Below are 21,813 nucleotides of genomic sequence, written 5' to 3'. Positions count from 1 at the left end.
ACACCCGCAGGCATTATTGCCAATGAGCTGTTGCTCGTTGGTGCTGTCGAGATAAACAAGGAGAATACTGTGGCAACACGCGAAGAAGTCGCCCAGATGATTGATCACACCCTGCTCAAGCCGGAGGCGACGTTCGACGACGTTCGCGCACTGGTGGAAGACGCGAAGCGAATCGGTACCTATTCGGTATGTATTTCGCCTTCCATGCTTCCGCTTCCTGAAGACATTGATCTTGGGGACGTGCATCTTGCGGTAGTGGCGGGTTTCCCATCCGGAGCTGTGGCACCGTCGATTAAGGCTGCGGAAGCTGCATTGGCTGTGGCTGCCGGTGCAGATGAGGTCGATATGGTGGTGAATATTGGTCTCGTTAAGGAACACGATTGGGACGGCGTAGCACTGGATATTGCATCGGTTCGCGACGCTATTCCTTTTGCTGTTCTCAAGGTCATTATTGAGTCGGCGGCTCTCACTGATGAGGAAATCATCAAGGTGTGCGAGATCGCGCATGAGCTGGATGCTGATTTTGTGAAGACCTCAACGGGCTTCCACCCAGCAGGTGGCGCTTCGGTGCACGCTGTTGAACTTATGAAGAAGACAGTTGGCGACGATCTTGAAGTTAAGGCTTCAGGTGGTATTCGTGACGGTAAGTTTGCTGCTGAGCTTATTGCTGCTGGTGCAACTCGTCTCGGTCTCTCGGCTTCGCAGGCGGTGCTTGATACGCTCGAATGAGTGAAGCGGCTTGCTAGGCTGAACGAAAGCGAAGCTAGCTAGGTTGAACGAAAGCGAAGCTAGCTAGGTTGAACGAAAGCGAAGCTAGCTAGCAAGGACCAAGTGATGAACTGGCCATCGGCTTTGATTTGAGTTAGTTCAAAAATTAGCGCTGGTTCGAATTATTGCTGGTTATAGCGGTGGGGGCTTCCAGATCAATCGATCTGGAAGCCCCCATTTTGCTTAGCTTGAGCTAAAACTAGTCAAGTTTGAGAACCTGAGCCATGTCTAGCTTGAATTGAGCAAGGCGTGCCGCAGCGCGTTCCTTTGCCGCAGGCAGTGCAGCCTCATCAGCCACCGGCTCAATCACTTCTAGGTAACATTTGACCTTGGGCTCAGTGCCGGACGGACGAATAATCACTCGATCATTAGCCTGCGTGTGAATCATAACTGCATCTGTTGGTGGTAAGGAGTCAGTTCCGCGTGAAAGATCGACAATGGAGGTCACCGGCGATCCAACCAACTCTGTGGGCGGGAACTCGCGCACTTTAGCCATCGTCGCAGGAATAATCGAGAGATCCTCAACGCGGATAGTTACCGGCCCAGAGAGATACAGCCCTTCACGAATCGCAATTCGATCAAGGTCGCCTTGTAGATCAGTGCCGTTCTCGCGTAAATGTGCAGCTAGCCAAGCCAAAAGTACGGCAGCAGAGATGCCATCTTTGTCTTTTACTGCTTGCGGCTTGACACAGAAACCAATTGCCTCTTCGTACCCGAAAATGATTTCAGGCGCACGTGCAATCCACTTGAAGCCCGTGAGGGTAGCTTGATAGCCGAGCCCGTGCGAATGAGCGATTTTCTCAAGCAAGCGTGAGGAAACGATCGATGATGCGAGGTTACCCTGCACGCCGTCGCGCTCAGCTCCGATTGCGACGCATTCACCCAGTAGCGAGCCGATTTCGTCGCCCGATAACTGCCGCCACTCGCCGTCGCCCGTCGGAATTGCGGCCGAACAGCGATCAGCGTCAGGGTCAGACGCGATCACAATATCGGCATTTTCTGCTTTTGCCAGCGCGATTGCGAGGTCAAGAGCACCGGGCTCTTCCGGATTTGGGAACGCCACTGTAGGGAATGCTGGATCGGGTTCGATCTGCTCTGGCACTCCTACGACCTGCGTAAATCCTGCTTTAGCAAAGACTTTCATCATGGTTTCCGTGCCCACGCCATGCATTGCGGTGTAGACGATCTTCACATCGCGCGATCCTGGCCCAGCCATTTGGGAAACGCTATCTACGTAAGCATCGATGACCGTTTCTGGCACCGTATCCCACCCAGATTCCGCGAGTGGAATTTCGTCCGCGTGAGGTGCCGCATCAATCTGTGCAGCGATCTCGGCATCAACAGGTGGCACAATCTGCACGCCATTGCCACTGGCATCAATCGCACGCCCACCCAGATATACCTTGTAGCCGTTATCCTGCGGTGGATTATGTGAGGCGGTAACCATCACGCCCGCGTCGGCACCCAGATACCGTACTGCAAAAGCGAGCACTGGTGTAGGAAGGTTGCGTGGCATGAGAATTGCTCGCGCGCCAGCAGCGGTGACGATAGCTGCAGTGTCGCGTGCGAAATCGGCTGAGTGATAACGTGCGTCGTAGCCGATAACGACGACGGCGTCGTCGCCCACTCGCGTCCGCAACCATGCAGTCAAACCGGCGGCAGCCCGACGTACTACCGCACGATTCATGCGGAAAGGTCCGCCGCCCATCGCCCCGCGCAGACCGGCAGTGCCGAACTGGAGCGTGCCTTGGAAACGATCCGCTAAATCAGCAGCAGCGGCTTGATCTCCTGCTTCAGCAGCAGCGAGAATAGCTGTGAGCTCTTCGCGCGTTTCTTCTTCTGGATCGTGGTTGATCCACTCTCGAACTTGTTCAGATGAATAGTTCATTTTTCCCCTTTGAACTGAGTATGTGTGGACATTGCGACAGAGAAGCGACGTTCACACATGATAATTTGAACGGATCCTATTGCAGTTCCGTTTCAGAAATCTTTCCAATAATATCGGCCAATAGGCGTGAGATGCGAGGTCCGGCAGCGCGGCCAGCTTCAAGCACTTCCTGATGATTGAGATTGCCTGGTGCGAATCCTGCTGCATGGTTCGTGACCAGCGAGATTCCCAGCACTTCCATTCCAGCTTCGCGGGCTGCAATCGCTTCGAGTGCAGTGGACATTCCCACCAGATCGCCACCGAGCGTGCGTGCCATACGCACTTCAGCAGGGGTTTCGTAATGCGGGCCAGGGAACTGTGTGTAGACGCCTTCTGGCAAATCAGGATCGACTGAGCGCGCGATTTCACGGAGTTTGCTCGAATACATATCGGTAAGATCAACGAAATTGGCGCCCTCAATCGGCGAGGTAGCAGTGAGGTTGATGTGGTCCGAGAGTAGCACGGTGGTGCCCGGGCCCCAGTCTTGCACGGTGGATCCACAGCCGTTGGTGAGGATACAGATTCGTGCGCCGGTGGCAGCCGCGGTACGCACACCATGGGCGACGGCGCGCACGCCCTTTCCTTCGTAGAAGTGCGTGCGTGCTCCCAAGATGAGTGCGTAATGACCCGAGCGGAGTTTGATCGAAGTGATCTTTCCTCCGTGACCGACGACGGCGGGTGCCGAGAATCCGGGGACGTCGGCGGCATCGATTTCGGCAACGACCTCACCAATGAGGTTTGCAGCGCCAGCCCAGCCTGATCCGAGGGTGAGCGCAATGTCGTGGTGGTTTACACCGGACTTTTCGGCGATAGTGCTTGCAGCTACTGCTGCTAGTTCTTGATAATTTTCAATAGACATAATCCAAGACTACTCAACTTTTTGGGCTTAACATAACTCCTGTTCACTCATAGTTATATTGCTGAAATTTGTGGCAATAAACGATACGGTGTGAGTGTGAAAAACAATGATATACAGTACCGCAAAGGGCCGATTGTTCTGCGCGGAGATCAGATTCCTGATCAGACGACGGATGCTCGATTACTCGCTCCCATTCAAGACACAAGTTTTATACACTCAGATCCTTGGCGAATCATGAGGATACAGGCAGAATTCGTGGAAGGCTTTGGCGCCTTGGCAGATATTGGGCCAGCGGTGTCTATTTTTGGTTCGGCGCGCACGAAACCGGGAACGCCGCACTATCAACTGGCGGAAGAAATCGCTGCGAAGCTCGTTGATCTGGATTATGCGGTTATCACCGGCGGTGGGCCTGGAATCATGGAGGCAGCCAATAAGGGCGCCATTGAAAATGGGGGAGTGTCTGTTGGATTGGGAATTGAGCTTCCCTTCGAACAGGGCATGAACGAGTACGTGAATCGTGGGATCAACTTCCGCTACTTCTTCGTGCGAAAGCTTATGTTCGTCAAGTACGCACTTGGATTCATTGTGTTGCCCGGTGGGTTTGGAACGATGGATGAGCTATTTGAGGCTTTGACGCTTGTGCAAACGCGCAAGATTTCGGGCTTCCCAGTTGTGCTGGTAGGGCGCGATTATTGGAGTGGCCTGAAGACGTGGATCGATCAGACGATGGTCAATGAGGGCATGGTGAATGCAGTAGATCCGCAACTTTTCACTGTTGTTGATACGGCAGATGAAGCAGTTGAAGCTTTGCAATTAGGTATTCACAAATTGGCATCGCAGCTCAGAGAAAGCGGGCACAATGGAGAATATGAAGCCTGAGCGAGGAAAATGAGATTACCCGCGCATTGCTTCTTAAAATCCCCTAGAATAGAGGCTAGGGTGCGCAACAAGGTGTACGTTTGCACCGAGGGAGGAGAAGGATATGGCTGCAATGAAGCCACGGACCGGTGATGGTCCTCTCGAAGCTGAGCGTGATAACCACGGTGTTACGCTCAAGATCCCGCTTGAGGGCGGTGGCCGTTTGGTGCTTTCTCTCACCGATGACGACGTTTCTGAGATGGTGAGCGTTCTCGAAGCGATTAAAAAGTAGTTTTATACGGTGTATGGGTGTGGGGAGCATCTATAAACATACGAGGCGCAAAGATTAAGTGTGAGTAAGCGCTACTGAAATCTCTAGACATCCCTTGTCGGTGGTCTATACGATATGTAAGAAAGAGAGGAGGGGAACATGCAGCGTTCGGTTTTTGAAGTATCGCGGGACATACTAAGGCTTTCATGTCTAGAGGAAATGCCTGTAATTAAGCTACAGAAATTGGTCTACTATTCTTTTGGTTGGTATGGGCGTCTCACGGGAGCAGAACTTTTCGGGCAGACTTTTTACGCCATGAAGCATGGCCCCGTTGTTAGCGAACTCCTCTCTTTACACGCTGGCAAAAAGACGATCACGCGTGATCTCATAGAGTCTGCAAGCGATGATTTTGAAGATACAGTGAAAGAAAGCGATCCGTATTACGAAGCTGTACTTGAGGCAGTGCTCGCCACATACGGAAAGCTTAACCAATGGGACTTACGCGATGAAACGCACAAAGAAAAGGTGTGGATTGACGCGTGGGAGTCGCGTAGCGAAGAGCGTGCCTATATTGATCGTCTGGATGTAGTCGATTATTTCCTCCAACGAGATGATGTTCCTCGGGATCTGGCGATGCGTCTTCCTGAGCCGCAGGTGACGTTTATTAGCGAGATGGAGTATGAGCGGATCGAATCATCACAGGGTGAGTATCCTAGTGAGTTTATTCGTTCCCTTCTAGGAACGCTTGTGTCATGAAGATCGGAAGCTATACGCTTGCGCAAATTTCCGATCAGCACTTTTTAAGCGATTTTGATTGTAAACATGACGATAACCGTTTGGGTGAATGGCTTAGTAAATATGCCTACGATGAGGATCTGAAAGATCTATCACGTGTATGGATTCTTGCCAAAGAAGAGCAACCTGGCGTGCCTGTCGGATATTTTTCGCTGAGTGATCATCAGCTACTCTCTAGCGAAGTTCAAAAGAAATATCGAACGGGCATTTCAAAAACTCGTGCCCATCCTGCGCGCCTATTAGGAAAATTCGCGGTTGATTATCGCGAACAGAAATCTAACGTTAGCAATATTTTGATGGCGGCAGTATTTCTCACTTATCTAAATGCGAACGAGTACAGCGCTGCACGGTTTCTTGTACTCCACACTCAAAAGCCTCGTCTGGTTGAGTATTATCAACGTTTTGGTTTTGTCAAATTTGAGAGCAACTATGAAGGCTCGAGTCTTCTTATCTCAACTGAGAACATTAAGACGTACTTGAGTGAAGCCGGGTTATACGAAGAAGATTAAGCGAGCGTGATCTTTCTAAGATTAGTTGTGTCATCGAGAAATTTGCCGCGTACTTTTCGCAACGAAGCTCACTGACATTCTCTTTACTGAGGCTTTGATGACTCCCGTAGCTATTCAATAGGTTGCCGCTACAGGCGGTTTTCCACATTTTTATTTTCTTACGCTATGATAATTTTTACTAGATGAAAGGGAATAATTATGTCTGGTGGAGAGGATACTCCCTTGCAAGGGATCGTGCCTGATAAGGAAACCGATAGTACTATCCTCACGCAAGGGGCAGGCGTGAGCAAAGAAACGAATACTACTACCCCTAAGAGGGGTGTGTCTCGTAAGGCGCTCGCGCTCATTGTTGCGGGTGTGCTTGCGGTCGTTGGGCTCGGTGGGGTTGGTATCTATAACGCTAATGCTGATACTCGCACTGCTCGCACCGCCTACGATAATGCTATCGAGGCTCAGGACAAGGCTCTCGCCTCCTACACTAAGGCCTACGAGGGTGCTGCGGTTCTCGCTAAAGATTGTGCCACCCAGGTAGCTGACACCGCTGTGTGTGATGAGCTCACTCAGGCCTTGGGTACTAAGCTCACGGGTGTGGGTGTGCTTAACGATAAGGCGGGCTATGACTCGTTTATCAAGAACACACCTGTGATTACTGATAACGCTACGGGGCTTGATAAAGCAACCAAAGCGCTCGGTGATCTCACCGCGCGCGTGAATGCCTCTATTGACCTTAAGGCATACAATACGTTTACTGCTGCGTGGGCAGCTCACGAGCAGTCGTTGAATGCTCTCAATGGGGTGTTGTCTGCCACTGCCGGTAAGGTTGCCGATGCTAACGCCTATACTAACGCCACCGTTGCGCGTGATAACGCTACCCATCTGCGTGAGGTTAAGCCTGAGGGACGTGCAGCCCTGCTCAAGGCTGCATCCGATCTTGATGCTTCGCGTGCCTACATGGATCAAAACGCGGCAGCGGTTTACGCCACCCATCAGGCATGGGCGCAGGCTCAAGCCGAGGCTCAAGCAGCACAGGCTGCGCAGGCTTCTACGCAACAGCGCGCATCGACGCCAACGGCTACGAAACGCACCGCGCGCACGGGCTCGGGTTCGGGCTCTGGTGGGTCTAGCGTGGGATCGGGGTCTAGTGGATCGACTGGGGGCTACACGCCACCAAGCGCGCCACGAACGACACGCAATATTGGGGGTACCGCACCTGTCAAGAGAGCTGAGCCAACCTGTGTTGATGGACAACGAGGCGGCACTGCGGATACTTCTATCCCAGGATACTCTCTGTGTGTCAATGGTCGCTGGACCTATGTTAAGCCTTAATTTGTAACTCGGTTCTTTCCTTTAGGGAGCGTCAGTCACTTTGGTGGCTGGCGCTCTTTGTTTTTCTTAGGGTGAGTTGGCTGTTTCGGTAGTCAGTGTTCTTTTTACTTCGTCAACATCATTGTTGGTTGCTAGTGTTTTGGTCATTGTTCCACTCCTCGCAATCGTGGTCTATCGCCTTACACCTAAAGAGTGTGTGCAAAAAATTGTTTCGTAACACCAGCTCCCACCAGCATTTTTCCTTCGTATTCTCATTGTAGAGGGTGCCTCCCGCTAAAAATCGTGCCCACCCAAACACCACGCTACTCCCTTGCCTATGAGCGCTCGTGAGCGTTTCCTTTTCTACCCCTCAAATCCGGGGGAGTATGTCTTTTCATTCCTGCGTGAGAGAAAAAGATGATCCGCACACTAAAAAGGACGATTGGGTAAAGGCTCAATTGCTGCTTGGTCAGTAGCCCAAAAACTTTCTAGGCAGTAACGCACACTAAACGGGTGTCCACACAACGTGGATACCGCTTTCTCGCAAAGGGATAAAATTATGAAACCCAAGAAGAGCCGAATTATCGGCACTCTCGCAGCGCTATGCAGCGCAACCCTTCTCACGAGCCCTCTCGCCTTCGCAGGCAATGGGGCAGGCACCGCCGGAGGCGGAGCCATCAGCCGTTACGGCGCAGACCAATCTTTTGTATGGTACGCAGAAGATCAGTTCTTTCCAAACGTTGCTCCTACCCAAGGTTGGGGTCAAACCTCGATTGACTACTTCGCTACCAAGGTGCTCGCCAACTCCGGTAAGTCCTCGTTTGGCACCAGCGCGCCTGGCTACTACCAAGAAGCATGTACTAATGCGATTAACGAAGCTATTGCTCGTGGCGCGAACGACCCTATTCCCGCGACTAAGGCGCGCGTCGTCTACCTGGGTATGTATGACTACACCCTCGCCTCAGCACCCACGCTGTTTGGTGGCGGCTATGCCCGAGCCAACGATGATGGCATCACCCAATACAATTTGTCCTGGAACACGATTATGGGTAGCTGGAACAGCTACTTTATGGGGAATAGCGACACCCTAGATACCACCAACGAGCTGCGTGCTCTTGGTCAGTCCAAGATCGACGCGATGGGCTCAGGCACTCTCTCAGCAGTATGTATCGCCCGCAACGATAAAGAACCCGGGGGCGCGCCGTTGCCTGACCCGAACCCGAACAAGGCATGGGTACTCGACTCTAATGGTGCTCTGGTTACCTCGGACCCTAACAAAACTAACGCTGTGGGAGCAGACCAAAAACTCTTCCTCCACGGCGATAAGGTAGGCTCCGTCGTCACCGGCTCTATCCCAAACGGCATCACCGCCCCACTCACGGACTACCAGATTGCCGATGACTGGTCAGGAGCTGCGAAATACGTGGACTTCACCAATACCGGGGTAGCGCGCGTCTACCGTGACGGGGTGGACGTCACTAGCCAGTTCACCATCACTCTCAATGGTACGACCACGATTGCGACCGCGAAACCAGAGTTTTTGGCCACCACTGCGGGCTTGTCTCAGCCAGCGGTGATGAAACTCTACATTGCCGGTGCGTTTAAGCCCGTCACCCCAGAAACCGACACCAACGGTCAAACGGTACAGCTCACCAACAAGGGTTGGGAGAAATACAACGACAAAACGGTGCCGACCAATGAGCCACCGGTCTATGTTTGGAACCCTGACCCACACAAGGACATCGTGGGCTCGACCAAGCAAGACGGTAACCAAACCTCAATCAACTCCACGATGGTGTTCCCAGGACAATGGGTACAGTACGTGATCACCCTCGACACGAACCTGCCTGCCCAAACCGCCAAGGCCTACCCCATCACCACCTTCGGTGTGGAAGATGTCTACTCGCCACTTATTTATGATGTATTAGTGGTTTTGTTCTTCTCCCTGCTGGTGAAGCTGTGCAAGTGGTTGAAGAAAACTGTGAAGCTGCTGGTGAAGCTGTGCAAGTGGTTGAAGAAAACTGACATAAAGTTAGCGAGCGAACTGCTCGATACTTTTGATCAATAATTCTTTAACCTTCTCAAGGAATCTCCCCTGTGCTTAACTTCAGACACAGGGGATTCCTTATGGATTCATGTACAGAGGGGGACTTGAACCCCTACTCCCACCGGAGCCGTTACTTTGCCAACAGATGCAGCTCATGAGCCACATCTGATCGCAACTGCCCACGTATTCCATACACCTCTAGGTTGGCTTTAATCTCCTAATTCTTCACTCCGAAGAGCAAGCCGTCACCTAGTGGCAGCAAGGAACACGAAATTTCCTCTGATTCCATAGCGATATGCCCCAGATTGCGCAAAGCTACCGTGGTTTCATCACGGCGCGCCGGATCAGCTACCCGGTCGTTGTTGAGAGCATGTGCAATCACGATCATGCCGCCTTTGCGCAACATACGCACAGCTTCGTGGAAGTCACCTTCTGCTTCGAGTGGGTCGCCGTCGAGAAGAACCAAATCGTAGGATTCTTGTGCCAAGCGCGGTAATAGATCCACGCTGCGACCATTGATAATCCGATAGCGTGAGGTGCGAAGTCCCGCTTTGGTGAAGAAATCGCGCGCGTAATTCTGTGCCTCAGACTCAATATCGATCGTAGTCAAAACCGCATCTGCGCTAGCGCAAAGCATATATAGACCGCACAAGCCGGTACCAGTGCCCACCTCAGCTATCGTGCTCACCTGCGGCATTCTTGCCAAGGTGGCGAGAAACTGCCCTGTAGCTGGGGAAAGGGACGTTATTCCAAGCTCGGCTGCTTCGAGTCGTGCCTGTGCCATGAGCTCTGGTTCAACCGCGATATCCTCGGCGTATGCCCACGAGGAGGCTTTATCATGCGTCATTATTCATCTCCAAGAGTGATCGTGCCCGCCAGTAATCATACCGGTTTGCACGATTACGCGGGGGAAACTCCGAGGGAGCGTCCGGAAAGTCCACGTGCGCGCTTCGCCAACGAAGCAGCAGCTTCTCGAATAGCAGTTTGCGCCGTTGACTCGCCTTCTTGAATCGCCAGTGGCACGCCGGCGTCGCCACCTTCACGCAAAGGCTGTTCCAAGGGAACCGTAGCAATAACGGGCACGTCGTAACCCAGCGTATTCGTGAGCTGCTGTGCGACGGCGTCGCCACCACCTGCACCGAAAATCTCCATCCGGCTACCGTCTGGCATCGCGAGGTAAGACATATTCTCGATCACGCCCACCACGCGTTGCTCGGTTTGGCTTGCCATCACGCCTGCGCGCTCAGCGACTTCCGCGGCAGCAGACTGTGGCGTGGTAACAACAACGATTTCTGCACCTGGAATGAGCTGGGCAACCGAGATTGCAATATCGCCTGTGCCTGGTGGAAGGTCAATGAGCAGGGCGTCTAGATCGCCCCAGAAGACGTCTCCGAAGAACTGCTCGAGCGCGCGGTGGAGCATAGGCCCGCGCCACACTACCGGCGAGTTGTCCTGCAAAAACATGCCAATCGAGATTACCTTCACGCCGTGTGCCACTGGCGGGATAATCATTTTGTCGATCACCTGTGGAGGAGTGGTTACGCCCATCATCTGTGGAATCGAGAAACCATAAATATCGGCATCCACGATTCCCACTTTGAGCCCTGATGCCGCCATTGCGGTTGCGAGGTTAACAGTCATCGATGACTTGCCCACGCCGCCTTTACCAGAAGAAATAGCGTATACGCGCGTCAAGTTGCCAGGCTGAGCAAAGGGGATTACCCGTTCGGGAGCCCCGCCGCGCAGCGTTTCGCGCAGTTTTGCTTTCTGTTCTTCGTCCATGACGCCCATGACGACGTTCGTGCCGATCACACCGTCAAGCTCACCCAAAACCTTCTTCACATCTGCGGCGATTGTGTCGCGCAAAGGACATCCAGCGGTAGTCAGATCAATATGCACCGTAACTTTGCCGGTATCGTGCACTTCAACAGAACGCACCATGCCCAGTTCAGTAATAGGACGGCGAATTTCAGGATCGATAACTTTTGCTAGCTCAGCAGTAATATTCTCAACGCTTGGTAATGTCATGCTCCCCATTTTAGCGTTGAAGTATGCGAAACAATATTTCTAAGACTAATGCGTGAGAATAGTTGCTTTCGGTACTACTTGAGCATAGGATTATTCTCGACTTTACCCCATCGGGTGTTACTGATAATGCAGGCATTACCGGAAGGGCGCGTAAGGCTTACTTTCGTGCCCGCTCAATGAGGAGCCTCCGTGGATGACCAAGCCCATCACATAGTGCGAGTGTTCAACAATAACGCTGTACTCGTGCGTAATAATGACTCTGAACACATCATTGTGGGCAGGGGCATCGGTTTTGGGCGCCGTCCTGGGGATTCTATAGAGCATGGTGAAGCACACCGCCACTATGTAGAAGTGAGCGCACAACGCATTCAGTTCCTCAAGCAAGCGCAAAACTTGCCTGAGCAAGCGCTTGATGCCATTTCGGGTGGTATTGAACTCGCAGCTGATATTTTGGGGGAGTTGCATCCCTCCGTGTATCTCTTGCTTTCAGACCATCTGATTTTCGCAATGCAGCGCCTGCACGACGGGCAAGTTATCCGCAATAACTTGATGACTGAAATTCGTGCCGTTTTCCCGGAAGAATTCGCAGCAGCCGAAGCCGTGCTCACCTACATAAATACGCATTCGGGAATTATTCTTCCCGCCGACGAAGCTGCTTTTATCGCACTTCACCTTAACGCTGCGCGCAGCGGCGTTACCGTGAAGCAGCCTTTAGAGCAGGCAAATCGGCTTGCGACAATTATCAACGACGCCGGTCAGTCGCTTGGCATTGTGCGTGAGGTGCCCGAGGAGGTGAGTGCATCTATTCTCGCAACGATGCGGCGGATCGAGAGCGGAATGTTCCGCAAGAATGATGCACTGCGTGCTATTTCTCGGGATTTACCACAAGAATTCGACGTAGCTCAGCGAATTATTGCTCAGCTTCTCCAGGTGGACGCCGTTCCACTGCTCGCGCTTGGGGAAGTCGCGTTCTTGTCGGTCACCTTGCATGCATGGCGACAGAGCGACGGCGTCATCCATCCATTCAAACAGAAGGAAAGTCAGTGAAAGACACAATCGTAGGAGCCTTACAAAGGTTCGGACGTGCAATTATGGGTGCTGTGGCAGTGATGCCGGTAGCAGCCATCCTCATGGGAATCGGTTACTGGATTGATCCAACCGGTTGGGGAGCAAACAGCGTCACTGCGGCTATTCTCATTAAATCGGGACTCGCTGTACTCGATAATCTCGGCTATGTATTCGCAATCGCGTTGGCTTTTGGTCTGTCGCGAGACAGCAACGGTGCTGCTGCTCTCTCCGGCTTCTTGGGCTTTACAGCGGTTAAGTTGCTACTAGCTCCAGCGGCTATCGCGAGCTACCGTGGTATTGCAGATTACAAAGCGCTCAAGGGCGATGCAGCGCTTGAATGGGCATCCCAAGGCTGGGAGGCGGTCAACGAAAAGAACGTACTGATCGGTATCCTCGTTGGTATTTTGGCAGCATGGTGCTATAACCGCTTCCACCAAACCAAACTTCCAGACTTCTTGGCATTCTTTGCGGGCCGTCGCCTTGTTCCAATCGTGACGATGGGCCTGTCGATCGTTCTAGCAGGCGTTCTCTACCTCGTTTGGCCATTCGTATACAATGTTCTCTTCCAGTTCGGTCAGTCGATTCAGGGTCTGGGCGCTGTTGGTGCTGGTATTTACGGTTTGGTAAACCGCCTGCTTCTCCCAACTGGTCTGCATCACGCTCTGAACTCGATCTTCTGGTTCGACGTTGTGGGCATCAACGATATTGGTAACTTCCTCAAGGGTGGCGAAACCATCAAGTCCGCTGCTGCTGCTACTTCCGCTGCAACCTGCCCTGGTGTAGGAGTCTGGAATGGCACTACATGTACTGTGGTTGGTGAAATTGGTAAGTACCAAGCTGGATTCTTCCCAGTGATGATGTTTGGTATGCCTGGGGCTGCGCTTGCGATCTACTTGCGTGCAGATAAAGCTAAGCGCAAGGTGGTTGGATCGCTTATGCTTGCAGCTGCTCTTGCTGCATTCTTCACAGGTGTGACTGAACCCGTAGAATTCTCCTTCCTCTTCGTTGCTCCAGCGCTCTACTTGATCCACGCTATCTTGACAGGTATTTCCCTGGCTGTGGCTGCTTTCTTCCACTGGACGGCAGGCTTCGGCTTCTCGGCTGGATTTGTGGATATGTTCCTCTCCTCGCAAAACCCATTGGCTAACAAGTGGTGGATGCTTCTCTTGCTCGGTGTTGTTTACTTCGTCATCTACCTTGGTGTGTTCTACTTCGCCATTGGCAAGTTCAACCTCAAGACTCCTGGCCGTGGCGATGATTCCGATGCCGGTGCAAGCCTTGCTGAAGATCGTACCTATTCAAGTGTTGCGTCCCAGGTTATCGCTGGTCTTGGTGGGCACGCCAATATCGATCTTGTCGATTACTGTGCAACTCGTCTGCGTGTGTCGGTCAAGGATCACCTTCTCGTTAAGGAGAACGATATTAAAGCAGCTGGTGTTGCAGGTGTGATTCGTCCATCGCAGAAATCTGTGCAGGTTATTATTGGTCCGCAGGTACAGTTTGTGTATGACGAAGTTGCGCGCCAACTTCAAGGCGAATCAGTTGCTTTACAAGGAGAGCAGGAAAATTAATGTTTGGTTTGAGCAAGAAAGCTGAACTTCACGCTCCATTTGCAGGCAATGTGGTGGACGTGTCGCAGGTACCTGATCCGGTATTTTCTCAAAAAATGCTGGGTGAAGGTTTCGCAGTTCAGCCTGACGACGGCGATGAGCTTACGGTTCTCGCGCCGGTTGCGGGCGAGATTGTGAAAGTTTTCAAAACCGGGCACGCTTTTGCAATGCGCACCGATCAAGGCGTTGAAGTGTTAGTTCACATCGGACTTGAAACGGTTGAACTGAAAGGTGAGGGCTTTAATGTGCTCGCCGAGTCCGGTCAATCGGTGCAGGCGGGTGAGCCAATTGTTAAAGTCGATGCAGCTCGTGTAAAAGCTGCCGGCTATAACCTCATCACGCCGGTAGTGCTCACCAAGAGGGGGCAAACAAAAGACGTGAAAGTCTCGGCTGTTCACGCTCAAGCTAATGAAGCAGTTTGTTCATTCAAGCTGTGCTAACTGCTAACTTAGCGCGGCACGAACTTGTGCTGTGCTAGACCTTCGGGGGTGTGGGCGCCACTCAACAAGAGTGGCGCCCACACCCCCGAAAAAATACCGTTAAACTAATCGTTCTGAGTATTATCCAGTTGCTCAGATTCCAGTTTTGCTATGCGTTCTTCAAGCTCAGCAATACGAGCATCGCGCTGTGCGATTTCAGACTCGATATTAGTAAAATTGCGGTCTTCCATTACATCGCGCAGTTCAGACCGGATAAAGTCACGAGTTGCAACTTCACCAATTGCAAGGCGCAGTGAAGCGATCTCGCGAGTGAGATATTCGGTATCAGCGAGGTTCTGAGCTGCAACTTGCCGATCTCGCTGCGCTGTAACGCGGTCACGATCATCTTGCCGATTTTGTGCCAACAGAATTAGTGGCGCAGCGTATGACGCTTGAAGCGAAAGCATCAAGGTGAGAGCCGTAAAACCTATCTCGGCCGAATCAAATTGCCAATCTTTAGGAGCATAAGTGTTCCAACCAATCCATACCACCACAAAAATCGTGAGATAGATGAGGAACGTTGGTGTGCCTGTAAATCTGGCAATACGTTCAGAAATCCGGCCGGTGGTTTCGCCATCCCAGCGCGATTTCTTAATACGACGTGCACCTTTATCCAGTGGCTGATCGAAAGACTGTGGCATGGCTATCCCACCTCTCCGCGCATCTCATCCGTGCTTGCCGGCAACGGTTCGCCTTCGCGTGGTAATTGCGCCTCGCGATTTTCCGCTTCAGCAGCGCGTTCTTCCAGTTCTTCAGTGTCAGAGTCGTAGTTCTCATTGACCGTCTGATCCAACAGAGTTTCGTCGTACTCACGCCAATGCTCAGGGAGCAAGTGGTCAAGCACGTCGTCCACGGAAACCGCGCCGATAAGCTGGCCTTCGTCGAGCACGGGGATAGCCGTCAAGTTATAAGTAGCGAGTAGCCTGGTCACTGTGCCAATTCCGTCGGTGGGTTCGAGCGGCTCGACGTCGTTATCCACGATACTACCGAGCATTGTTGAAGGCGGTTCTCGCAGCGCACGCTGTAAATGCACAACCCCTAAGAAACGACCCGTAGGCGTTTCCAGCGGTGGTCTACACACGAATACCATGGTGGCAAGAGCTGGTGGAATATCAGCTCGTCGGGCATGAGCTAGGGCAGTGGCAACCGTTGCATCTGGCGGCAGCACGATTGGTTCGGTCGTCATAAGACCACCAGCGGTACGCTCGCCGTACGACATCAAGCGCCGCACGTCGTCGGCCTCATCAGGTTCCATCTTGCTCAACAGCATCTCCGCCTGCATAGTGGGCAAATCTGCAACGAGATCGGCGGCGTCGTCGGGCTGCATGATTTCCAAAACCTCAGCGGCGCGATCGACGTCCAAACCAGAAACGATAGCCACACGATCTTCGTCACCAAGTTCTTCGAGCACGTCAGCGAGGCGGTCGTCCGAAAGCTGATTGGCGACGGCGAGCACACGGTCGTCGGGCAGCTCACGCAAGACGTCCGCGACGTCGGGTGCTTTGAGATCGTCAAGCTGGGCGATGAGCGCATTAGCTGCTTGATTAGCAATCTTTGAAGCCAGACCCGTCACTTCGTTGATTGGCACGATAAGGGTGTTGCCAGCGTCTTTGTAACCTCGCTTCATACGAACGTACAGCTGCGTGAGCCTCCATTCGCGCGATCGCGTCATTTCGATAGCGACGTCTTCAACGAGGGCCACACCTGAGCCGTCCTTGAAGACAACTTCGCGGTCGAGAATTTCGCCAACCACCATTGTCTCTACTGGGCGTTGTGAAAAACGGCGAATATTGACCAAGCCAGTAGTGATCACCTGGCCGTTTTCAATCGCCATAACGCGAGTTAACGGCACAAAAACACGTCGCTTGGCGGCAACTTCAACAACCAAACCTACCGCGAGCGGCTCGTGTTTAAGTCGAAAAACCACGACCACGTCTTTTACTTTTCCCACACGATCCCCAATGGGATCGAAAACGTCGGTTCCTGCCAACCTGCCTACGAAAATACGAGAATTCGTTGCATGTTTGCTCATGGTTCACCTCCATAAATCACAGAGTTTTCGACTTTGAGCTGGGTGTTTTGCACGCAACTCAGCGTTCAACAGCGCTCTATTAAGCGAGCTTATTCATTGGTTTTGTTCGCGCTTCGTGCCCTAGTTTTCTTGCACGCGGGCAATCCACGCTTCCACATCTTCAACTGTACGCGGAATGTCTTCAGAAATGCGCACTGCGCCGTTCTTTGTGACAACAACGTCGTCTTCAATTCGCACACCAATCCCGCGGAAGCGTTCGGGTACTTTGAGATCGTCAGCACGGAAGTACAGGCCAGGCTCAATAGTGAAGATCATGCCAGGTTCGAGCACGGCGTCTTGGTAGAGCTCGCGTTTGGCTTGAGCACAGTCGTGGACGTCGAGGCCAAGGTGATGCGAGGTGCCATGCGGCATCCAGCGCCGATGATATTGTCCTTCAGGTTTGAGGGAATCTTCGGCGCTCACCGGCAACATTCCCCAGTTATCGAGGTGCTTGGCAATAACTTCCATGGCAGCTGCGTGTACGTCGCGGAAGCGCACTCCGGGTTTCGACGCCGTTTCGAGTGCGTATTCGCAAGCCTCAAGAACTGCTTCATACACTTCGCGCTGAGCAGGGGAGAACTTTCCATTCACTGGCAAAGTGCGGGTGATATCTGCCGTGTAGAGAGAATCGACTTCGGCTCCGGCGTCTACCAAGACGAGATCGCCTTCGCGCACGGATCCGTCGTTCGAGATCCAATGCAAGGTATTGGCATGGTTGCCCGAGGCAGCAATTGTATCGTAGCCAAGACCGTTTCCTTCTTCGCGAGCCTTGGCTCCAAAAGCGCCCTCAATCACTCGTTCACCGCGCCAATGACCAATAGCGCGCGGGAGATTGCGCAAAATCTCTTCGAAGCCCTGCGCGGTAACTGCAACAGCTTTCTTCATCTCCTCGATTTCCCACTCATCTTTGATGAGGCGGAGTTCCGACGCTGCTTCAGCAAGTGCAAAGTCAGCGGAAGCGGTGTTCTCGCTGATGCCGTTTTGAGCTCGCAATTCTCCTACGAGTGTTTCAATGTGCGGATCGGAATTGGGAATTACTCGAATTTGTACCGAACCGAGATCTTTGGCAAGGTCATCACGCAAGGCGTCGATGTGCTTCACGGCAATGCCTGTCATGGTTTGCATTTCCTCAGCGCTGAGCCGGGCACCTACCCAAAATTCGCCATGGCGAGAATCAGCATAGAACTCCTCTGAAGAACGCGAAGCGCGTGGATGGAAGTAGAGCGTTGCTTCATGCGTATCTGCGTCTGTAACGTCATTAGAGCGTTGCGAATCGATAGGGTTCAATACCAGAACTGCTGCGGGTTCATCCTCACCGCCCAAGCCAGTGAGGTGGGCGAAAGCGGAGTGCGCACGGAAGCGGTAGTCGGTGTCGTTTGACCGGACTTTGAGGTCGCCAGCAGGGAAGACGAGGCGTTCTCCTGGAAACAGGCTGCCGAGGGCAGCACGACGAGCTGGGGTATAATCTGCAACTTCTGCGCGCGTTGGGCCGGTTGGTCGTTCACCCCAATCCTCACCAATGAACTCACGAAATGCACTTCCGCTGGGTCGCTGAGTTCGGTTATGAGCTCGTTCTTCAATCTCTTTGTCGAGCTTATCGCTTAGGTTTGGAGTTTCGTTTGCGTTCTCATGTACGTTTTCGCTCATCATGCCTTTATTATTCCACTGAATGAGCGAGAAATGCACACTCGCTCTCGAACGGTGAAATGTCTGTTACCCGCAAATGATGCCGTTGCTACAAAAAGGAGTACGCGGGGTTAAGCTATAATTATGCGAATCGATCTGCATACTCATACAAAATTCTCTGATGGCACCGACTCTCCGCATGAACTGATGCTCAAAGCGGCACAAGCACAGTTAGACGTGGTGGGCATAGCGGATCACGACACCATCATGGGATGGGATGAGGCTGCAAAATCGGTGAATAAAACCGGCGTCTCTCTCGTACGTGGGATGGAGATTTCGTCGTCGTACGACGGGCACGACGTGCATGTTTTGGGTGTCCTCTTCAACCCCGCAGATCCCAAAATTCAACTGCATATAAATACAATGAAAGGCTCTCGCCAGCGCCGCGCGCAGCTGATCGTGGAGCGCTTATCCGTTGATTTCCCGATAAGCTGGCACAACGTGCTCGAAGCGGCAGGAAATAGCACCTCGATTGGACGTCCGCACATCGCCGATGCCTTGGTAGCTCAAGGTGTGGTTAAGGATCGAAATGAGGCATTTGCGCAAATACTGCACACGTCGTCGCCCTACTACGTGCCCCAAATCGCACCTACAACCGTCGAGGCGATTGCCATGATAAACAACGCTGGGGGAAAGGCGATTCTGGCGCATCCGAAAGCAGTAAAACGTGGTTTTAGCTTGAGTGATGCCGCTATCGAAGAATTTGCGCAGGCAGGATTATTTGGGATCGAAATTGACCATCGCGACAATCCGCCCGCACAGCGTCCAGAGCTTATCGAACTCGCAAAAAGATTAGGTCTAGCACGTTTTGGGGCAAGTGACTATCACGGCGCTGGGAAACCTAATACTCTAGGTGAGGGACTCACCGCCGCCGCAGTATTCGCAGCAGCTATCGAGGGAACGTATTTGGAGGTATTGTATCCGTGAGCTTTGATTTTGCATTGTATGGCTCGGCTTTTGCCACACTATTCGTGATTATTGATCCATTCGGAAATTTGCCGGTATTTATGTCGCTCACCTCGCGTATCTCTGAAAAGGATCGGCGAAAAGCTGCGTTTGTTTCAAACTCGATTGCATTGAGCATCTTGCTGATATTCGGATTTTTCGGTTTCCAAGTGTTTGGTGCGCTCGGCATTACCACTCAAGCTTTACAGATTTCTGGTGGACTGCTGCTTTTGCTTGTGGCATTGCAACTGCTCACGGGCGAAGAAGAGGATCCTGGTCGCGAATCAGGAAGTATCAATGCCGCTGTAGTGCCGCTCGGTACGCCGCTTCTGGCCGGACCAGGAAGTATCGTTGCGTTCATGATTTTGGTGGACGACGCCGGGAAGTCGTTTTCTTCGATTCTTGCAGTGAGCTTGGGGCTAGTGTCCGTCCTTGCCCTTTCCTTTGTAACCATGCGTTTTGCAACGCCGATTATGCGGGTTATGGGCAAGTCCGGTGTTATGCTTCTTACGCGTCTATCTGGTATGCTCCTGGCAGCCATCGCAACCCAGCTGATTATTGCGGGTGTAGTGACTGTTGTGCACGGTTTGTGATAACCGTGCACACTCTGTGATGCACAGCCAATTCCTGATTTGCAACAAAATCAGTTCTGTGGCTGCCAGTAGCAAAATCAGTTTTGTGGCGCAGCGTCTTTCTTGATGCGTCGACGCTGGCGGGGAGCACGAGGCCGCGAATCGGACTGCTGTGCATTGTTGCCTTCGCGACCGCCGTCGTCATTCCTGCCGCGACCTTGACGCCCACCGCGGCCGCTCTCGCTACGATTGCCGCGCTGCCGTCCGCCGCGCGTCCGATCATCACGTCCACCAGCGCGGGAGCGTGAATTGGAGCGGGAATGACGCTTACCAGTCTCGCCAAGATCTTCGATCTCTTCGGCGTCGAGTCCAGCGCGGGTGCGCTCAGCCTTGGGTAGGCGTCCGTTCACGCCTTCTGGAATATCGAGATCCGCAAAGAGATGCTCGGAGGTATGGTAGGTTTCCACTGGCTCTGGGAAATTGAGATTCAAAGCATGGTTGATAACCGACCAGCGTGGTGTATCTTCCCAGTCGACGAAGGTGACCGCAGTACCTGATTGACCTGCGCGTCCAGTACGTCCGATGCGGTGGAGATAGGTTTTCTCGTCCTCAGGACACTGATAGTTAATCACGTGGGTTACGTTATCGACGTCGATGCCGCGGGCCGCTACATCTGTGGCCACGAGAACATCGATTTTGCCATTTCTAAATGCGCGCATAGCCTGCTCACGAGCGCCTTGGCCGAGATCGCCGTGGATTGCACCTGCTGCAAAGCCACGATCCTTGAGTTCATCAGAGAGCTGGGCGGCTGTGCGCTTCGTGCGCGTGAAAATGATGGTCAAACCGCGTCCACGCGCTTGCAAAATGCGTGCCACAACTTCCGATTTATTCATCGTATGGCAACGGTAAATCACCTGTGTAACGCTTTGAACAGTGCTCGAATCATCGTCAGGTTCTTGCGCGCGAATATGCGTAGGTTTTGACATGTACCGGCGTGCCATAGCAACTACAGGGCCGGGCATCGTTGCTGAGAAAAGCATTGTGTGGCGGTTGGCAGGCGTGGCGCTAAGCAGCGTCTCTACATCTTCGAGGAAGCCGAGATCGAGCATTTCGTCCGCTTCGTCGAGCACAACTGTGCGCACGGCGGAAAGGTCGAGGGTGCGATTCTTCTTCAGGTCAATGAGCCGTCCTGGTGTACCAACCACGATTTCAGCGCCCTTTTTCAGCGCTTCGACTTGTGGCTCGTAGGCGCGTCCGCCGTAAACTTCAACGATGCGAACGCTACGATAAGCAGCGGCATTACGCATATCGTTGGCAACCTGTTTGGCGAGCTCGCGCGTGGGAACCACGATCAGTCCCTGCGGGGAACCCTGGTGTTCGACGTCCTCCCACCCTGGCTCACCTGGGCCAATGCTGTTTTCTAACACGGGCAGGCCAAAGCCAAGCGTTTTTCCGGTGCCAGTTTTGGCTTGGCCGATAATATCGGCGCGTTTGAGCGCAACTGGTAGGGTGAGCGCCTGGATCGGGAATGGGTGCGTGATACCACGCTCTGACAGGGCCTTGACGATGGACTCTGATACGCCAAAATCAGCAAAAGTGCGTTGCGTGAGATTGAGTTCCTCAGCAGAGCCTTCAATATCAGCTTTTACCTGCGAAATCTTCGGAGCAGAGGCATTTGAGGCATCAACGATGCCAGAAGTATTAGTCATTCAATTGTGCTTTCGTCTGGTGGCGCGCAGTGAAATATTGCGCCAACTTTGGCAGCCGATCGCGAATTTCTTTCAGCTTCACCGAGACGACCGGGCAACCGCTAACACTGCCACTCTACAGTAATGTGGTGTCGAAGCTGGGTTATTTAGGAGCAGAGTATATCCGAAGTCACGTTATCGTGCGGTTTCCGGGTGATAACGTGAATGGACGAGGTTGCGAATTTTGGTGCGTATTTGACAACATCTCGATATATATCGACTAGTTGCCAAAACATCACCAAGAATGAACAGTCTGATTGGCAATCG

20 protein-coding genes are annotated in these 21,813 nt (G+C 52.7%); 12 read left to right on the top strand and 8 right to left on the bottom strand.

Annotation, left to right across the window (positions count from 1 at the left end; all coding sequences use genetic code 11):
- Positions 1–69 precede the first annotated feature (69 nt).
- Positions 70–729, top strand: a complete 660-nt coding sequence (gene deoC, locus EZJ44_RS04775; protein ID WP_131280758.1) for a deoxyribose-phosphate aldolase — start codon at positions 70–72, stop codon at positions 727–729.
- A gap of 238 nt (positions 730–967) precedes the next feature.
- Here the strand turns inward: deoC and EZJ44_RS04770 are convergent, their stop codons facing one another.
- Together EZJ44_RS04770 and EZJ44_RS04765 are read right to left on the bottom strand one after the other, a co-directional pair.
- Entirely contained in the window at positions 968–2,656 is a 1,689-nt protein-coding gene (locus tag EZJ44_RS04770; protein WP_131280756.1) for a phospho-sugar mutase, read from the bottom strand.
- 76 nt (positions 2,657–2,732) lie between these two features.
- Positions 2,733–3,554, bottom strand: a complete 822-nt coding sequence (locus tag EZJ44_RS04765; protein ID WP_131280754.1) for a purine-nucleoside phosphorylase — start codon at positions 3,552–3,554, stop codon at positions 2,733–2,735.
- A 96-nt stretch (positions 3,555–3,650) separates the two neighbouring features.
- Here EZJ44_RS04765 and EZJ44_RS04760 point away from each other — a divergent pair, with 96 nt between their 5' ends.
- The 6 genes from EZJ44_RS04760 (at position 3,651) to EZJ44_RS04735 (ending at position 9,360) form a co-directional block, all read left to right on the top strand.
- A complete protein-coding gene (locus tag EZJ44_RS04760; protein ID WP_191088402.1) occupies positions 3,651–4,433 on the top strand; it encodes an LOG family protein in 783 nt (260 codons plus the stop codon).
- Positions 4,434–4,536: 103 nt separating this feature from the next.
- Entirely contained in the window at positions 4,537–4,704 is a 168-nt protein-coding gene (locus tag EZJ44_RS04755) for a DUF3117 domain-containing protein (protein ID WP_131280752.1), read from the top strand.
- Positions 4,705–4,902: 198 nt separating this feature from the next.
- Complete coding sequence (locus EZJ44_RS04750; protein WP_165496112.1) at positions 4,903–5,439, top strand: Panacea domain-containing protein; 537 nt, start codon at positions 4,903–4,905, stop codon at positions 5,437–5,439.
- Complete coding sequence (locus EZJ44_RS04745) at positions 5,436–5,987, top strand: hypothetical protein (RefSeq protein WP_131280748.1); 552 nt, start codon at positions 5,436–5,438, stop codon at positions 5,985–5,987. Before EZJ44_RS04750 ends, EZJ44_RS04745 begins: the two co-directional genes overlap by 4 nt.
- 198 nt (positions 5,988–6,185) lie before the next feature.
- Complete coding sequence (locus EZJ44_RS04740) at positions 6,186–7,313, top strand: hypothetical protein (RefSeq protein ID WP_131280746.1); 1,128 nt, start codon at positions 6,186–6,188, stop codon at positions 7,311–7,313.
- Positions 7,314–7,851: 538 nt separating this feature from the next.
- Positions 7,852–9,360, top strand: coding sequence for a hypothetical protein (locus EZJ44_RS04735; protein WP_131280744.1), 1,509 nt, complete (start codon positions 7,852–7,854; stop codon positions 9,358–9,360).
- 196 nt (positions 9,361–9,556) lie between these two features.
- Here the strand turns inward: EZJ44_RS04735 and EZJ44_RS04730 are convergent, their stop codons facing one another.
- Both EZJ44_RS04730 and EZJ44_RS04725 read right to left on the bottom strand, forming a co-directional pair.
- Complete coding sequence (locus EZJ44_RS04730) at positions 9,557–10,186, bottom strand: O-methyltransferase (protein WP_131280742.1); 630 nt, start codon at positions 10,184–10,186, stop codon at positions 9,557–9,559.
- Between the two features lie 53 nt (positions 10,187–10,239).
- Positions 10,240–11,367 carry an Mrp/NBP35 family ATP-binding protein gene (locus EZJ44_RS04725; RefSeq protein ID WP_131280739.1) on the bottom strand — a complete coding sequence of 376 codons (1,128 nt, stop codon included), beginning with the start codon at positions 11,365–11,367 and terminating at the stop codon, positions 10,240–10,242.
- Between the two features lie 189 nt (positions 11,368–11,556).
- Here EZJ44_RS04725 and EZJ44_RS04720 point away from each other — a divergent pair, with 189 nt between their 5' ends.
- From EZJ44_RS04720 to EZJ44_RS04710, 3 genes are read left to right on the top strand one after another with little or no spacing between them, the layout of a single operon-like run.
- Entirely contained in the window at positions 11,557–12,414 is an 858-nt protein-coding gene (locus EZJ44_RS04720; RefSeq protein ID WP_131280735.1) for a PRD domain-containing protein, read from the top strand.
- Positions 12,411–14,006, top strand: a complete 1,596-nt coding sequence (nagE, locus tag EZJ44_RS04715) for an N-acetylglucosamine-specific PTS transporter subunit IIBC (protein WP_206661844.1) — start codon at positions 12,411–12,413, stop codon at positions 14,004–14,006. The genes EZJ44_RS04720 and nagE overlap by 4 nt, the downstream gene beginning before the upstream one ends.
- On the top strand, positions 14,006–14,485 hold the full coding sequence (locus EZJ44_RS04710) for a PTS sugar transporter subunit IIA (RefSeq protein ID WP_131280730.1): 480 nt from the start codon (positions 14,006–14,008) through the stop codon (positions 14,483–14,485). Before nagE ends, EZJ44_RS04710 begins: the two co-directional genes overlap by 1 nt.
- A gap of 104 nt (positions 14,486–14,589) precedes the next feature.
- On the opposite strand, the gene EZJ44_RS04705 is transcribed toward EZJ44_RS04710, so the two are convergent.
- The 3 genes from EZJ44_RS04705 to EZJ44_RS04695 all read right to left on the bottom strand — a co-directional run bounded on the left by EZJ44_RS04705 (position 14,590) and on the right by EZJ44_RS04695 (position 18,245).
- Positions 14,590–15,165, bottom strand: a complete 576-nt coding sequence (locus tag EZJ44_RS04705; protein ID WP_131280728.1) for a DUF1003 domain-containing protein — start codon at positions 15,163–15,165, stop codon at positions 14,590–14,592.
- Between the two features lie 2 nt (positions 15,166–15,167).
- The gene (locus EZJ44_RS04700) at positions 15,168–16,556 is read right to left on the bottom strand and encodes a magnesium transporter MgtE N-terminal domain-containing protein (RefSeq protein WP_131280726.1); all 1,389 of its coding nucleotides are present in this window, start codon (positions 16,554–16,556) and stop codon (positions 15,168–15,170) included.
- Between the two features lie 120 nt (positions 16,557–16,676).
- Positions 16,677–18,245, bottom strand: a complete 1,569-nt coding sequence (locus tag EZJ44_RS04695) for an aminopeptidase P family protein (RefSeq protein WP_131280724.1) — start codon at positions 18,243–18,245, stop codon at positions 16,677–16,679.
- A 120-nt stretch (positions 18,246–18,365) separates the two neighbouring features.
- Here EZJ44_RS04695 and EZJ44_RS04690 point away from each other — a divergent pair, with 120 nt between their 5' ends.
- Positions 18,366–19,208, top strand: coding sequence for a PHP domain-containing protein (locus EZJ44_RS04690; RefSeq protein ID WP_131280722.1), 843 nt, complete (start codon positions 18,366–18,368; stop codon positions 19,206–19,208).
- Positions 19,205–19,819: a MarC family protein gene (locus tag EZJ44_RS04685; protein WP_131280719.1), complete on the top strand. Its 615-nt coding sequence runs from the start codon at positions 19,205–19,207 to the stop codon at positions 19,817–19,819. The genes EZJ44_RS04690 and EZJ44_RS04685 overlap by 4 nt, the downstream gene beginning before the upstream one ends.
- Before the next feature lie 77 nt (positions 19,820–19,896).
- On the opposite strand, the gene EZJ44_RS04680 is transcribed toward EZJ44_RS04685, so the two are convergent.
- A complete protein-coding gene (locus EZJ44_RS04680; RefSeq protein ID WP_131280717.1) occupies positions 19,897–21,507 on the bottom strand; it encodes a DEAD/DEAH box helicase in 1,611 nt (536 codons plus the stop codon).
- Between the last annotated feature and the right edge of the window lie 306 nt (positions 21,508–21,813).

Origin of the sequence: Arcanobacterium bovis, from assembly GCF_004331995.1 — a bacterium.
Classification (GTDB): Bacteria; Actinomycetota; Actinomycetes; order Actinomycetales; family Actinomycetaceae; genus Arcanobacterium_A; species Arcanobacterium_A bovis.
Note: the sequence above shows the minus strand (reverse complement) of the source record. Positions and strands in the feature narration are given on the sequence as shown.

Bases quoted from the DNA above. Each gene is read 5' to 3' on its own strand.
- EZJ44_RS04695 (WP_131280724.1), bottom strand. From the start codon at position 18,245: ATGATGAGCGAAAACGTACATGAGAACGCAAACGAAACTCCAAACCTA.
- EZJ44_RS04700 (WP_131280726.1), bottom strand. From the start codon at position 16,556: ATGAGCAAACATGCAACGAATTCTCGTATTTTCGTAGGCAGGTTGGCA.
- EZJ44_RS04690 (WP_131280722.1), top strand. From the start codon at position 18,366: ATGCGAATCGATCTGCATACTCATACAAAATTCTCTGATGGCACCGAC.
- EZJ44_RS04770 (WP_131280756.1), bottom strand. From the start codon at position 2,656: ATGAACTATTCATCTGAACAAGTTCGAGAGTGGATCAACCACGATCCA.
- EZJ44_RS04725 (WP_131280739.1), bottom strand. From the start codon at position 11,367: ATGACATTACCAAGCGTTGAGAATATTACTGCTGAGCTAGCAAAAGTT.
- EZJ44_RS04740 (WP_131280746.1), top strand. From the start codon at position 6,186: ATGTCTGGTGGAGAGGATACTCCCTTGCAAGGGATCGTGCCTGATAAG.
- EZJ44_RS04730 (WP_131280742.1), bottom strand. From the start codon at position 10,186: ATGACGCATGATAAAGCCTCCTCGTGGGCATACGCCGAGGATATCGCG.
- EZJ44_RS04710 (WP_131280730.1), top strand. From the start codon at position 14,006: ATGTTTGGTTTGAGCAAGAAAGCTGAACTTCACGCTCCATTTGCAGGC.
- EZJ44_RS04745 (WP_131280748.1), top strand. From the start codon at position 5,436: ATGAAGATCGGAAGCTATACGCTTGCGCAAATTTCCGATCAGCACTTT.
- EZJ44_RS04735 (WP_131280744.1), top strand. From the start codon at position 7,852: ATGAAACCCAAGAAGAGCCGAATTATCGGCACTCTCGCAGCGCTATGC.
- EZJ44_RS04750 (WP_165496112.1), top strand. From the start codon at position 4,903: ATGCCTGTAATTAAGCTACAGAAATTGGTCTACTATTCTTTTGGTTGG.
- EZJ44_RS04755 (WP_131280752.1), top strand. From the start codon at position 4,537: ATGGCTGCAATGAAGCCACGGACCGGTGATGGTCCTCTCGAAGCTGAG.
- EZJ44_RS04680 (WP_131280717.1), bottom strand. From the start codon at position 21,507: ATGACTAATACTTCTGGCATCGTTGATGCCTCAAATGCCTCTGCTCCG.
- EZJ44_RS04765 (WP_131280754.1), bottom strand. From the start codon at position 3,554: ATGTCTATTGAAAATTATCAAGAACTAGCAGCAGTAGCTGCAAGCACT.
- EZJ44_RS04705 (WP_131280728.1), bottom strand. From the start codon at position 15,165: ATGCCACAGTCTTTCGATCAGCCACTGGATAAAGGTGCACGTCGTATT.